The sequence below is a fragment of the Mesorhizobium sp. M1348 genome, from assembly GCF_040317925.1.
GTDB lineage: Bacteria > Pseudomonadota > Alphaproteobacteria > Rhizobiales > Rhizobiaceae > Mesorhizobium.
In genome coordinates this window covers 196,762-210,599 of sequence record NZ_JAMYLH010000001.1, presented here as the reverse complement: position 1 = coordinate 210,599, position 13,838 = coordinate 196,762, and the positions used below count along the sequence as shown (strand labels likewise).

Genomic DNA, 13,838 nt, shown 5'->3' with positions numbered 1-13,838 from the left:
GCTGGCGAATTAAGCTTTAGATGGAATGGTCATCCGGCTCATGAAAAGTCGGAGAGCCCGCTGCGCGGCCAGGGCTGGCGGCTCGGACGGATGCCATTCCCGGAAATGACCATCGATCGCCATGCGTGCCAACCCGTAAACGAGTGCACGCGCGGCAAGCACAAGATGATCAAAGTCGGTGTCGGGAGCAAGCCGACCCTGTTGTTGCGCTTGCGTCAGCAAGTCGATCATCGTCCGCCGAATAGCCTCATTCTGATCACGAAGGCTGTCCGACCCTTCAAAATCAATCAGGGTTCGGGAACTGATGATCTGGAAATGCGTGGGGTTGGTAATTGCCCATTCCAGATAGCCTTGTCCGATTGCTTCGAAGGCCTCAATGGGATCTGCGCTGTCGATTTTCGACTGCGCCTTGGCAACAGCCTTTGTCAGCCGATCCATGGCCTGTTCGGCGACTGCGGTTAGCAGCGCTGTTTTCGATCGAAAATGCCGGAATGGTGCGCCGGGTGAAACGCCGGCACGTTTTGCGGCCTCGCGTACGGACACATGCTCGGCTCCCCGTTCCTCGATGATCTCCACGGTTGCCGTGATCAAGGCCTCGACGAGATTGCCGTGATGATATCGCTTGGCATCTCCGGCTTCGTCGGAATCAGTAGTCTTGGTCATCTCAGCCAAATAACACGAGAGCGGAATGTAATCACTGATTATTTCCCTTGTGTTCGAGCGCTGCATATGTAATCGACGTTTACATCGCAACGGAGGTTACCATGTTTCGCATCACCGCAACGACTGCCCTCGCTTTCTCCTTATTGTCGCTCGTATCTGCCGAGGCCGAGGATCGACCCACCCTGGAAGTCGTCTGGCCGACGGCAGGTTCAGTTGTCGAACTAGGCAATGCTCCTGAGAAGGCGATAGGCGTTGTCGTCAGGAGCAACTTCAGGCTGCTCCCTGCGGGTGAGTGCGGGGAAATCAAGCAATGCGGCCACGTGCATATGAAGATCGATCCCAACGGAGACACCTGCAACATCCCCGGCAAGCCGTACAACAGCATGAACAGCGACTTTGGCGGTGATCTTATCAAGGCCCGTTTCGGCCATTGCCCGGATGCCGCCGGCAGACACGTGATCGGCGTGCTTCTTGCCGATGATCATCACCGGCCCATTCTAGTAGACGGCAAACCTGTTACCGCTCTGGTGACGGTGACCACGAAATAGGGCATGCCACGAAATAGAGCATGGATGACACCTTCACCTACGAGGCGAAGATGTTTTCTGACACGGGCCTGCTGGGGAAATTTGGGCCGGCGCTTCGCCGGCCGACAGTCACGACATCGTGTCGAGCTTGCGCTGCATGGCGGCGATCTGCTCCTTCAGCTCCTGAAGGTCGTCGGGTTTTTCCGATGTTTCCTTCCTGGCCGGTTCGGCCGGTGCTGATGCCGGCGCAGACCCCCCAGGCGGGAACGGCGTGAACAGCCGCATGGCGTTCTGGAACATCTCCATGTTGCGCCGCGTCTGCTCCTCCAGCACCTTGATTGGCGTCGCGATCTTCATCATGTCCATCGGCGACTTGCCGAGGGCATCTTTCATCTGCTCGCGAAAGCGTTCCTGCTCTTTCGAGAAGGCCAGCATCGACTGCTCGAGAAAGCTCGGCACGATCATCTGCATCTGATCGCCATAATAGGCGATGAGCTGACGCAGGAACGGGATCGGCAGCATGTTCTGCCCGTCCTTGTTCTCCAGCTCGAAGATGATCTGGGTCAGCACCGGATGCGTGATGTCGTCACCGGTCTTGGCGTCCTGGACAGTAAAGTCCTCGCCTTTTTTGACCATTTCAGCGAGATCCTCGAGCGTCACATAGGTGCTGGTGCCCGTATTGTAGAGACGGCGATTGGCATATTTCTTGATAACAATAGGTTCGTCTTTTGCGGCCATCTGCATCCTCCCCGGACACCGGGCAGCTTAAGTAAGCCGCCGGTAACGATTGCGCCTTTTTAAAGGATATGCGCAAAAGCGTCATGAATCCAAGCAGTTTGTGCAGTGCGAGAACATTTTATGCTGCGCAGCACGGATGGGCTGCCGTCGCCGCGACGCGCGGCCTGCTTGCGACGGAGCAACGCCCTACCCATTTCGGGTTTGACTCGGGTTGTGGAAAGGGCAAGAAAAGTCCCCGACGGCACCCGAAATCGTTCCCCGAAAGCCTGGAGAAGAACATGTCCGCTTCCAACGCCATCGTTGTCGCCAGCGCAGCGCGCACGCCTGTCGGCTCCTTCAACGGCGCCTTCGCCAACACGCCAGCCCATGAACTGGGTGCCGTCGCCGTCAGGGAAGCGCTGGTCCGTGCCGGCGTCGACGGCAAGGAGGTGGACGAGGTCATTCTCGGCCAGATCCTGACCGCGGCTCAAGGGCAGAACCCAGCGCGGCAGGCGGCTATGGCCGCCGGCGTACCCCAGGAGGCGACCTCCTGGGGCCTGAACCAGCTCTGCGGCTCCGGCTTGCGCGCCATCGCGCTCGGCATGCAACAGATCGCCCAGGGCGACGCGAGGATCATCGTTGCCGGCGGCCAGGAATCGATGTCGATGGCTCCGCATGCTCAGCATCTGCGCGGTGGCGTCAAGATGGGCGACTTCAAGCTGATCGACACCATGATCAAGGACGGCCTGACCGATGCCTTCTATGGCTATCATATGGGCAACACCGCGGAGAACGTCGCCCGCCAGTTCCAGATCACCCGCGACGACCAGGACCAGTTCGCACTGGCTTCCCAGAACAAGGCCGAGGCTGCACAGAAAGCCGGAAAATTCAAGGACGAGATCGTTGCCTTCACAGTCAAGGGCAGGAAGGGCGACACGATAGTCGACCAGGATGAATACATCCGCCACGGCGCGACAATCGACGCCATGACCAAGCTCAAGCCCGCCTTCGACAAGGAAGGCACGGTAACCGCTGCCAATGCCTCCGGCATCAACGACGGCGCCGCCGCCGTAGTGCTGATGACCGAAGCGGAAGCCGCAAGGCGCGGCATCACACCGCTGGTGCGTATCGTTTCCTGGGCGACCGCCGGCGTCGACCCGCAGATCATGGGGACGGGACCGATCCCCTCCTCGCGCAAGGCGCTGGCCAAGGCCGGCTGGTCGGTCGGCGACCTCGATTTGGTCGAAGCCAACGAGGCCTTCGCCGCGCAGGCCTGCGCCGTCAACAAGGACATGGGCTGGGACCCGGCCATCGTCAACGTCAATGGCGGCGCCATCGCCATCGGCCATCCGGTCGGCGCCTCGGGCGCCCGCATCTTCAACACGCTGGTCTACGAAATGCGCCGCAGAAGTGCCAAGAAAGGCCTTGCCACGCTATGCATCGGCGGCGGCATGGGTGTTGCTATGTGCGTTGAAGCATTGTGATGAGATAGGCGATACGAATAGGATCTGGCGCAAAGCGAGTAGGGAATAGAGGGCAAACCCCGCCGCTTCAACGCTCAGTCATCTGCATTTCCCGGGAGGACATATGACAAAGGTTGCAATCGTCACAGGCGGGTCGCGCGGCATCGGCGCGGCGATATCGGTCGCCTTGAAAAGCGCCGGCTATTCGGTCGCCGCAAACTACGCCGGCAATGAGGAAGCGGCGGCAAAGTTCAAGGCCGCGACCGGCATCCCGGTCTATAAATGGTCGGTCGCCGACTACGAGGCCTGCGCCGCCGGCATCAAACAGGTAGAGGCCGATCTCGGTCCCGTCTCGGTGCTGGTCAACAATGCCGGCATCACTCGCGACGCGATGTTCCACAAGATGACGCGAGAGCAATGGAAGGAGGTCCTCGACACCAACCTTTCCGGCGTCTTCAACATGACGCATCCGTTGTGGGGCGGCATGCGCGACCGCAAGTTCGGTCGCATCATCACCATCTCCTCGATCAACGGCCAGAAAGGCCAGGTCGGCCAGGTCAATTATTCGGCCTCGAAGGCCGGCGATATCGGCTTCACCAAGGCGTTGGCCCAGGAAGGCGCGCGCGCCGGCATCACCGTCAACGTCATTTGCCCCGGCTACATCGCCACCGAGATGGTCAAGGCGATGGACGAGAAGGTCCTCAACGAGCGCGTTATCCCGCAGATCCCGATCGGCCGTCTCGGCGAGCCGGAGGAGATCGCGCGCTGCGTCGTCTTCCTCGCTTCCGACGATGCCGGTTTCATCACCGGTTCGACCATATCAGCCAATGGCGGGCAGTACATCGCCTGACCGTTTATCTTTACGTTGAGATAGATACGCGCTGAATGAACGGGCCCCGCAAAACGGCCCGTTCCATAGCAGCTTTCTCCGCTGCAAGATCGCGGTGCCGCACACTGCCCGAAACTGGCATGCAAAGGTTAACGGCAACTGCGCAACCTGTGCACAACCCGTCCGACAGCCTGTCGATTCTCGGTGGAAAAGCTGTTCACAACACAACATGTTGCGGTGAACAAACCAAGAAACTTTGCCTATCGCTGATTCGTCGCCGATTCGTTCCGGCTTTGAGCGGAACGTTAACGGCGAGAGCTGAAAACACCCTCGAAATGATTAAAGCGCATTAGGAAACATCAATAATTTCATAATGTTGGGCGGAGCAGATTGGCTGGCCACGATCATTCACCGGCAAAGGTTAACCGCGGTGCTCGCTTGGATGCCGCTTGCATGAATCGGGCCAGTTTCCGTGATTCAGCATGTGGTGAGACTCGCCGGCAGAAAGCCCAGATGTAGCCGTGAACAAACCCTGAATCAGCGGGAGTCAGTGATTCGTAGCTGATTCGTTCCAGACTCGTTCCAATTGTTAATCGGGAACAGATTTTCTGGCTTCGAAGCAACCAATCGCCTGCCCTCGGCACATTCCGCTTTCGCTTCGCGCCCGAAATCCCTATGTGTCGCCTGTCATACGCGGCCAATATGGGCGCGCTCCCGACAATGCGAGGCAGAGAGCCTTATTTCCAGGCCGATGAACATCCATCCGAAACACACTGAACCGCTGATCCTGTCGGGTCGAGACGTGACGGCCGTGCTCGGCCCGACCAACACCGGCAAGACCCATCTCGCCATCGAACGCATGGTGGCGCATGAAAGCGGCGTCATCGGCCTGCCGCTCAGGCTGCTTGCCCGCGAGGTCTATACGCGCGTCTGCGAGAAGGTCGGCGCCCATAAGGTTGCGCTCATCACCGGCGAGGAAAAGATCCAGCCGGCGGGCGCGAAATACTCGGTCTGCACCGTGGAAGCGATGCCGCGCGAGACCGACGCCGCCTTCGTTGCCATCGACGAGGTCCAGCTCGCCGGCGATCTCGAACGCGGCCACATCTTCACCGATCGCATCCTACATCTGCGCGGCCGCCAGGAGACGCTGCTGCTGGGCGCGGCCACCATGCACGGCATCCTGCAGCGCCTGCTGCGGGGCGTGTCGGTGGTGACCCGGCCACGGCTATCGCACCTTGCCTATGCCGGCTCGAAGAAGCTGACCCGCCTGCCGCGGCGCACCGCGATCGTCGCCTTCTCGGCCGACGAGGTCTATGCCATCGCCGAGCTGATCCGCCGCCAGCAGGGCGGTGCCGCCGTCGTGCTCGGCGCACTCAGCCCGCGCACCCGCAACGCCCAGGTGGCGCTGTTCCAGTCGGGCGACGTCGACTACCTCGTCGCCACCGACGCCATCGGCATGGGCCTCAACCTCGACCTCGACCACGTCGCCTTCGCCCAGAACCGTAAATTCGACGGCTACCAGTACCGCAACCTGACGGCGGCCGAGCTCGGCCAGATTGCCGGCCGCGCCGGCCGGCACCTGCGCGACGGCACCTTCGGCGTCACCGGCCAGGTCGATCCGCTGGACGAGGAACTTGTCAAGAAGATCGAGGCGCATGATTTCGACCAGGTGAAAGTGCTGCAGTGGCGTACCGCGCATTTCGATTTCGCCAACCTTGATGCGCTGAAGCGCTCGATCGAGACCAACGCCCCGGTCGAAGGCCTGACGCGCGCACTGCCAGCAGTAGACGCGCAAGCGCTCGAGCATCTGTCGCGCGACGAGGATGTCCGGGCACTCACCACCGATGCCAGACGCGTGGCGCTGCTGTGGGAAGCCTGCGCGCTGCCCGACTACAGGAAGATCGCGCCGGCCCAGCACGCCGACTTGATCGCCTCCATCTACATGGACCTTGCCAGGCACGGCCATGTCGACGAGAACTACATGGCCGAGCAGGTGCGCCGTGCCGACACCACCGAAGGCGACATCGACACGCTGTCGCACAGGATTGCCCAGATCCGCACATGGACCTTCGTCTCCAACCGGCCCGGCTGGCTGGCCGATCGGGCACACTGGCAGGAAAAGACGCGCGAAATCGAAGACAGATTGTCGGATGCGCTGCATGAGCGGTTGACGAAACGTTTTGTAGACCGCAGGACTTCCGTCCTCATGCGGCGCCTTAGAGAAAACACGATGCCTGAAGCCGAAATCAGCCCAACCGGAACCGTCCTCGTCGAAGGCCATCACGTCGGCGAGTTGCAGGGTTTCCGCTTCACCGCCGACCAGAGCGCCGGCGGCGAGGATGCCAAGGCAGTGCGGGCGGCGGCGCAGAAGGCGCTTGCCGCCGAGTTCGAGGCGCGGGCCGAGCGCTTCGGCGCCTCTGCCAATGGCGACATTGCGCTGGGTTCGGATGGCACGCTGCGCTGGATCGGCGCCCCGATCGGCACGCTGGTTGCCGGCGAAGACGCTTTGAAGCCGCGTCTCGTTCTGCTCGCCGACGAGCAACTCACCGGCCCGGCCCGCGACAAGGTTGCGGCGCGCGCCGAGCGCTTCGTCAACTTCCAGATCGAATCCCTGCTGAAGCCGCTGGTCGATCTCAAGAATGCCGAGCAGATCACCGGCATCGGCCGCGGCATCGCCTTCCAGCTTGTCGAACATTTCGGCCTCATCAACCGTCGCGACATTGCCGACGAGATGAAGTCGCTCGACCAGGAAGGCCGCGCGGCGCTTCGCCGCCTCGGCGTGCGCTTCGGCGCCTACCATGTCTTCGTGCCGGCGCTGATCAAGCCGGCTCCGGCCGGGTTGATAACGCTGCTATGGGCGCTGAGAAACGACGGCAAGGACAAGCCCGGCTTCGGCGATGTCGTTCACGCACTGGCCTCCGGCCGCACCTCGGTGGTCATCGATCCGACCTTCGACAAGACCTTTTACAAGCTTGCCGGCTACCGCAATCTTGGCCGGCGTGCCGTACGCGTCGATATTCTCGAGCGGCTGGCCGACCTGATCCGGCCGGCGACCAACTGGAAGCCAGGCCTCGGGCCTCGCCCTGACGGCGCCTATGACGGTCAGTCCTTCATGGTGACGCCGCCGATGATGTCGATCCTCGGCGCCACCGCCGACGACATGGAAGAAATCCTGAAGGGGCTCGGCTATCGCGCCGATGCCAAACCGGCGGCCGAGGTCAAGGCGCGGCTCGAAGCACAGGACAATGCCGCGCGTAAAGCTGCCGCTGCAAAGCAGGCGGCGGAAGAGGCAACGCGAGCCGAGCAGGCGAGGATGGCGGAAGCATCTGCCGCGGTAGAGCCGCCGGCGGAGGCTTCGGAGCCTGGGTCGGACGCGACTCCTGTTGCGGAGGCTGCAGCCGAAGCCGCAACCGAAGCGGCGGCAGAGCCTGTCGCGGAAGACCAGCCGGAAGCTCCAGCCCCCGAAGCTGCGGCAGAAGGCACGCAAGAGGCCCAGCCCGCCGCCGAGGCGACTGCTGAAGCGCCTGCGGAATCAGCGGCTGAGCCAAGGGCGGAACTTGGGGCGGAAACTGAGGCTGCGGCACCGGCAGAGCCGCCGGTTTTCGAAACTACGGAAGCATCGCCGGCCGAACCTGCAGCAACGGCGGAAGCCGTCGCCGGCGAAGCTGCTCCAGAAGCCGAGGAGCCAAAACCCATCCTGTTGTGGCGGCAGGGTCGTTTCGACCAGCGCCCGCGTCATCGCCAGCATGACAACCGCCCCCGGGACAATCATCGGGACAGTCGCGCGCGCAATGGTCAAGCTGCGCCGGACGGCCGCAGCAATGCGCCGGTGGATGCCGGCGGGCAACCGACGCCGGGCGACCGGCCCGCCCGTCAGGGGCGGCACGACCAGCGCGACGGCGCCGGCAAGCCGCGCTTCGACCGCAGCAAGTTCAAGCCTAAACTGCAAGGCGAGGCTGGAGAGCAGCGCGCCGGCAAGCCGCAAGGCGAACGCCCCGACCGGCGCGAAAACCGGCCCGACTGGAAGGCTGGCCGGCAGGACGGCAAAGGCGGCGCCCAAGGCGCAAAGCCCGCCTTCCAGCCAAAGCCGCGTGAGGAACGCCCGGTCCGCTTCGATCCGGACTCGCCCTTCGCCAAGCTCGCCGCGTTGCGCGACCAGCTGAAGAAGTAAGCTGCTCGTCCGATGGTCACTGATGCCCGCCAGCGCATCGACAAGTGGCTGTTCTTCTCGCGCGCGGTAAAATCGCGTACGCTGGCAGCCAAGCTGGTCGTCGCCGGACGCGTCCGCATCAATCGCGACAAAGCAGCGCAGGCCTCCGATACGGTCCGGCCGGGCGACGTTTTGACCATCACGCTGGAGCGGCGGATTTTCGTCTGGAAGGTCCTTGGCACCGGCGTACGGCGCGGTCCGGCCGAAGAAGCCCGCCTGCTCTACGAGGATATGTCGCCGCCCCCGGTGCCCAAGGGCGAGGCGCTTCCCGATGCGGTGCCGCCGTTGCGCGAGGCCGGCAGCGGTCGCCCGACGAAGAAGGAACGCCGCCAGACCGACCACCTGCTCGGCGACGATTGAGCAAGCTCGAACTTCCGCTTTGCCGGCCCTCTGGAATTCCATTCCGGAAACCGCGGCACCGCTGAGTAAGGGCCGCCCTTGCCACCAGCGGACAAAGGCGTTACCTCACCAAAAAAGCCCAACAAAATGGGACGTCCCGGAGCCGACCAATGACCTATGTCGTGACCGACAATTGCATAAAATGCAAATACATGGACTGCATCGAGGTCTGTCCGGTCGACTGCTTCTACGAAGGTGAGAACATGCTCGTCATCCACCCGGACGAGTGCATCGATTGCGGCGTCTGCGAACCGGAATGCCCGGCCGACGCGATCAAGCCGGACACCGAGTCGGGTCTCGACAAATGGCTGCAGATCAACACCGAATATGCCGAGAAATGGCCCAACATCACCGCCAAGAAGGAGCCGCCGGCCGACGCTAAAAACTTCGATGGCGAAACTGGCAAATTCGAGAAATATTTCTCCCCGGAGCCCGGCGAAGGCGATTGACGAGCCTGCCGGCTGCGGCGGCCTGACGCCGCGTAACAGACGTGATACATTAACTGCCTTGACAGGCGGCGACGGCGCGTGGCCTTCGCGCGTGCAGCAAAACCTTGATTCTTCCGACTTTTTGTGTTACATCAGCCAAACATGCCGGTGACACAACGTCGATTTATGGCGCAAACGCCCCAAATCACTGAAAGGTGAATTTCTCAATCCGGACCAGAGCGATCTGGGGCAGGCGGTCGCAATGTTGCGATTTGCCGGTCCTGGCCTTTCCGGTGAGTTCATCGTTGTGTGGCTAAGGACCGGTCACCCCGGTCGCACGAGTTCGGGCCGGCACGATGCCGGTACCACAACAAGGAGTTCAGGGCGTAATGGCAACGATCACCTCGCAGAAGAAGTCCACCGCAGCGCGCCACGGTTTCAAGACCGGCGAGTACATCGTCTATCCGGCGCATGGTGTCGGCCAGATCGTCTCGATCGATGAGCAGGAAGTCGCGGGCCACAAGCTGGAGCTGTTCGTCATCGACTTCCAGAAGGATAAGATGCGCCTCAAGGTGCCGGTCGCCAAGGCGACCTCGATCGGCATGCGCAAGCTGTCGGAAGAGGATTATGTCGAGCGCGCGCTGAAGGTCGTGCAGGGCCGCGCCCGCGTCAAGCGCACCATGTGGTCGCGCCGCGCCCAGGAATATGATGCCAAGATCAACTCCGGCGATCTGATCTCGATCTCGGAAGTGGTGCGCGACCTTTACCGCGCCGATAACCAGCCGGAGCAGTCCTATTCCGAACGCCAGCTCTACGAGGCGGCGCTTGACCGCATGGCCCGCGAGATCGCGGCCGTCAACCGCATGTCGGAGACCGAAGCGGTACGCCTCATCGAGGTGAACCTCAACAAGGGCCCGAAGCGCGGCGCCAAGGCCGACAACGAGGAAGCCGAGCAGGAAGAAGCTGCCTGATTTTTCTCGCCTTCGAATTCAGAAAAACCCGGCCTCGCGCCGGGTTTTTTGTTTTGGCTGACTTTTTTGTTTTGGCTGACTGGCGAATGCATATCTAACCTTCGCCGCCGCCCTCCCTTTCCGCCTCGTGCTTCAGCGTGGCGATAAACCGCTTGGTCCGCTGGCGTTCCGGGTTGCTGAACAGCACCGCGGCCGGGCCTTGTTCGACGATGTTGCCGGCATCGAGGAACACCACTTCCCGCGCGATCTTCGAGGCGAGCCGCAGATCATGCGTCGCCATCACCATGGTCGTGCCCTCGCTGGCGAGCTTGCCGAGCACATCGACCACCTCCTGCGCCAGTTCCGGATCGAGCGCCGAGGTCGGCTCGTCGCAGAGCAGGACTTTCGGCGAAGGCGCCAGCGCCCGGGCAATCGCCACGCGCTGCTGCTGGCCACCTGACAGCGTCGCCGGCCAGGCATCGGCCTTGTGCGCCATGCCGACCTTTTCGAGCAGGGCGAGCGCCCGTTCGCGCGCCCTTTCCTTGGGCCATTTCAGCACGGTCACCAGCCCCTCCATGATGTTCTCGATCGCAGTGCGATGCGGAAACAACTGAAAATTCTGGAACACCATGCCGGTCTGAAGCCGCAGCCGCTGGATATCCCTGGTCGAGACCCTGCCGCCGGGGTGGAATTCGAGTGCATCGTCGCCGATCCGCACCGTGCCTGACGTCGGCAGCTCGAGCAGGTTGATACAGCGCAAAAGCGTGCTCTTCCCGCCGCCCGATGGCCCGACCAGCGCCGTGACGCTGCCTTCCTCGATTGTGACGGTCACACCCTTCAGCACCAAATTGTCGCCGAAACGCTTTTCGATGTTGGTGAGGCCGATCATGCGCGCGCCTCCAGGAAGCCGCCATAACGGTTGAGCCGCGTTTCCAGCCGCGCCTGCAAGGCCGACAGCACGGAGCTCATGACCAGATAGAGCGCCGCCGCCTCGACATAGAGGATCAGCGGCTCATAGGTGGTGGCGACGATGCGCTGCGCTGCCTGGAACATCTCCGGCACGGTGATGGCAGCGGCGAGCGAAGTGTCCTTAACCAGCGAGATGAAGGTGTTGGACAGCGGCGGCACCGCGACGCGCCCCGCCTGTGGAAGAATGGTGCGCCGCATTGCCTGGGCCAAGGTCATGCCGATCGAATAGGCCGCTTCCCACTGGCCCTTGGGCACCGAACCGATGACGGCGCGGATGATTTCCGACGAATAGGCACCGATGTTCAAGGTGAAGCCGATCAGTGCTGCCGGAAAGGCGTCGAGCAGGATGCCGATCGATGGCAGGCCGTAGAAGATAAGGAACAGTTGCACGAGAAGCGGCGTGCCGCGGAATATCCAGACGTAGAAGCGGACCACGGCGACCAGCGGTTTGGGACCGAACAGCCGGACAAGCGCCACGACCAGGCCGAGAACAAGACCGAATGCAAACGACAGCAGCGTCAACGGCACGGTGAAGATCAGTGCAGCCCACAGCAGCGTAGGCAGGGATTCCAGCATCAATTGCAGCCAGTGCGGCACGAAGGCTCCTCCTTGCCAGATTGCCGTCGCTCATATCACGCGAAAGCGGCGGGCCGTCAAAAGACAGCTCGCCGCGATACGAACGACGCGGGCCGGCGTTCGGCCCACACGAGAAAGCCGTTTTACTTCGAAACGTCCTGGCCGAAATAGGTGTCGGCGATTTTCTGGTAGGTGCCGTCGGCCTTGATGTCGGCCAGCGCCTTATTGATGGCGGCCACCAGTTCCGGATCGCCCTTGCGCACGATGACGCCGGAATAGTCGGCGTTTTCTTCCTGGGCGGCAATCTTCACATTGGCGTCTGGCTTGTGCTTCTTGAAATCGAGGAAGGACAGGCTGTCGTTGATGGTGGCGTCGGCGCGGCCGGTTAGAAGCAGCTGGATCGACTGGTCGAAGCCGTCGGTGCCGACGAGTTCGGCGCCGTTGGTTTCAGCCAGCTTGCCGAAGTTCGAAGTCAGCGACTGCGCCGCCTTCTTGCCCTTGAGGTCGGCGAAGCTCTTGATATCGGTGTTGTCGCCGCGCACGATCAACACCGCCTTGGAGGCGATGTAGGGTTCGGAAAAGTCATATTTGGCCTTGCGCGCCTCGGTGATGCCTACCTCGTTGATGACGGCATCGTAGCGGTTGGCGTCGAGACCGGCGATCAGTCCGTCCCATTTGCCTTCGAGGAACTGGGCTTTGACGCCGAGGCGCTCGGCGATTGCCCGCGCGATCTCGACATCGAAGCCGACCAGCGCGCCGGAAGCATCATGATAGGTGAAGGGCGCATAGGTTCCTTCCGTGCCAACCTTGAAGACGCCGGACTGCTTGATCTGGTCGAGATTGGCGCCGGCATGACTTGCGGCGATGGCCAGAAGCTGGAGCGTTCCGGCGATAATGAGCGACTTGAGCCATTTCATTTTTCTGTGATCCCGTCCTTGGCCGATGTCCGGCGTCATTGCGAGTGCCGGAAAATGACAGATGCGCGATGCCAGAATAAGAAACTAAATTTCAAAAATCTCGCGCCCTTGAAATCCCATTCTCAACCAGCATCTCCCGGCGCCATCCGGCTGAGTCAAGGCCGGTGGTGAATCGCCTGGAACAGCGCAATCGACATGACAGTCCGGGGGAACATTCCCCCGCATGGCACGTTCTTGGCTGTTGTAGGGCGCGGTGCCGCCATTTCAACCATCGGCGCCAACTCACGATTCGATCGCACCGCAACGCCTGAAGCAGGAGCGCGGCATGATGCAAGACAGTGCAGGACGGACCATGGTTCGCGCGGCGATGAAAGCCCCTTATCTGGAACGTGACGAAGAGCATCTCCTGGCGCTGCGCTGGAAGGAAAACAATGACCAGCACGCGCTGCACCGCATCACCGTCGCGCATATGCGGCTGGTCATTTCCATGGCGTCGCGGTTTCGCCACTACGGCCTTCCGCTGGGCGACCTGATCCAGGAAGGCCATGTCGGACTGCTGGAGGCAGCGGCCCGTTTCGAGCCCGAGCGCGAGGTGCGGTTCTCGACCTATGCGACCTGGTGGATTCGCGCCTCGATGCAGGACTATATCCTGCGCAACTGGTCGATCGTGCGCGGCGGCACCAGCTCGGCGCAAAAGGCGCTGTTCTTCAACCTGCGGCGCCTGCGCGCCCGCCTGGCAAACGGCGCCGAGCAGACGTCGAATGCCACGCTCTACCGCGAAGTGTCGGCGGCTCTCGGGGTTTCCGAGGCCGATGTGGCGATGATGGATTCCCGGCTTTCGGCGCCGGACAGCTCGCTCAACACGCCGCTAGCCGACGATGCGGGCGCAACCGAGCGGATGGAGTTCCTGGTTTCGGATGATCCACTACCCGACGAGATCGTCGGCGATACGATCGACGTCGAACGCCGCTCGGTGTGGCTGAAGACGGCGCTCGGCGCGCTCAATGCGCGAGAACTCAGGATTATCGAGGAGCGCCGGCTGAGCGACGAGGGCGCGACGCTCGAAGCGCTCGGGGAAACACTCGGCATCTCCAAGGAACGTGTCCGCCAGATCGAGGCGCGCGCCATGGAAAAGCTCAAGGCGGCGCTGGTAAAGCAGAATCCGGAATTTCTCGCAGCCTGAATCGCGT

13 protein-coding genes are annotated in these 13,838 nt (G+C 62.1%); 8 read left to right on the top strand and 5 right to left on the bottom strand.

Annotated elements, in window-relative coordinates; genetic code table 11:
* Positions 1-9 precede the first annotated feature (9 nt).
* On the bottom strand, positions 10-729 hold the full coding sequence (locus tag NKH13_RS01025) for a TetR/AcrR family transcriptional regulator (protein ID WP_352909959.1): 720 nt from the start codon (positions 727-729) through the stop codon (positions 10-12).
* Positions 730-764: 35 nt separating this feature from the next.
* Here NKH13_RS01025 and NKH13_RS01020 point away from each other — a divergent pair, with 35 nt between their 5' ends.
* Positions 765-1,211, top strand: a complete 447-nt coding sequence (locus NKH13_RS01020) for a hypothetical protein (RefSeq protein WP_352677913.1) — start codon at positions 765-767, stop codon at positions 1,209-1,211.
* 108 nt (positions 1,212-1,319) lie between these two features.
* On the opposite strand, the gene phaR is transcribed toward NKH13_RS01020, so the two are convergent.
* Entirely contained in the window at positions 1,320-1,928 is a 609-nt protein-coding gene (phaR, locus tag NKH13_RS01015; protein WP_352909958.1) for a polyhydroxyalkanoate synthesis repressor PhaR, read from the bottom strand.
* Between the two features lie 278 nt (positions 1,929-2,206).
* Between phaR and NKH13_RS01010 the strand changes: the two genes are divergently transcribed.
* The 6 genes from NKH13_RS01010 to NKH13_RS00985 all read left to right on the top strand — a co-directional run bounded on the left by NKH13_RS01010 (position 2,207) and on the right by NKH13_RS00985 (position 10,207).
* Positions 2,207-3,391 (top strand): acetyl-CoA C-acetyltransferase, encoded by a 1,185-nt coding sequence (locus NKH13_RS01010; RefSeq protein ID WP_352909956.1) that lies wholly within the window; start codon positions 2,207-2,209, stop codon positions 3,389-3,391.
* Positions 3,392-3,494: 103 nt separating this feature from the next.
* A complete protein-coding gene (gene phbB / locus NKH13_RS01005; protein ID WP_352909953.1) occupies positions 3,495-4,220 on the top strand; it encodes an acetoacetyl-CoA reductase in 726 nt (241 codons plus the stop codon).
* A gap of 730 nt (positions 4,221-4,950) precedes the next feature.
* A complete protein-coding gene (locus NKH13_RS01000; protein ID WP_352909951.1) occupies positions 4,951-8,370 on the top strand; it encodes a helicase-related protein in 3,420 nt (1,139 codons plus the stop codon).
* A gap of 12 nt (positions 8,371-8,382) precedes the next feature.
* Positions 8,383-8,769: an RNA-binding S4 domain-containing protein gene (locus NKH13_RS00995; protein WP_352564641.1), complete on the top strand. Its 387-nt coding sequence runs from the start codon at positions 8,383-8,385 to the stop codon at positions 8,767-8,769.
* A gap of 149 nt (positions 8,770-8,918) precedes the next feature.
* Positions 8,919-9,257 (top strand): ferredoxin FdxA, encoded by a 339-nt coding sequence (gene fdxA, locus NKH13_RS00990; RefSeq protein WP_292664799.1) that lies wholly within the window; start codon positions 8,919-8,921, stop codon positions 9,255-9,257.
* Between the two features lie 368 nt (positions 9,258-9,625).
* Complete coding sequence (locus NKH13_RS00985; protein WP_352909947.1) at positions 9,626-10,207, top strand: CarD family transcriptional regulator; 582 nt, start codon at positions 9,626-9,628, stop codon at positions 10,205-10,207.
* Between the two features lie 94 nt (positions 10,208-10,301).
* Here NKH13_RS00985 and NKH13_RS00980 read toward each other — a convergent pair whose 3' ends face one another.
* The 3 genes from NKH13_RS00980 to NKH13_RS00970 form a co-directional block, all read right to left on the bottom strand.
* Positions 10,302-11,075, bottom strand: a complete 774-nt coding sequence (locus NKH13_RS00980) for an amino acid ABC transporter ATP-binding protein (protein WP_352714394.1) — start codon at positions 11,073-11,075, stop codon at positions 10,302-10,304.
* Complete coding sequence (locus NKH13_RS00975; protein ID WP_352909945.1) at positions 11,072-11,752, bottom strand: ABC transporter permease subunit; 681 nt, start codon at positions 11,750-11,752, stop codon at positions 11,072-11,074. Before NKH13_RS00975 ends, NKH13_RS00980 begins: the two co-directional genes overlap by 4 nt.
* Before the next feature lie 122 nt (positions 11,753-11,874).
* Entirely contained in the window at positions 11,875-12,648 is a 774-nt protein-coding gene (locus NKH13_RS00970) for an amino acid ABC transporter substrate-binding protein (protein ID WP_352714398.1), read from the bottom strand.
* A gap of 325 nt (positions 12,649-12,973) precedes the next feature.
* On the opposite strand from NKH13_RS00970, the gene NKH13_RS00965 reads away from it, so the two are divergent.
* A complete protein-coding gene (locus NKH13_RS00965; RefSeq protein ID WP_352714400.1) occupies positions 12,974-13,831 on the top strand; it encodes an RNA polymerase factor sigma-32 in 858 nt (285 codons plus the stop codon).
* Positions 13,832-13,838: the final 7 nt, after the last annotated feature.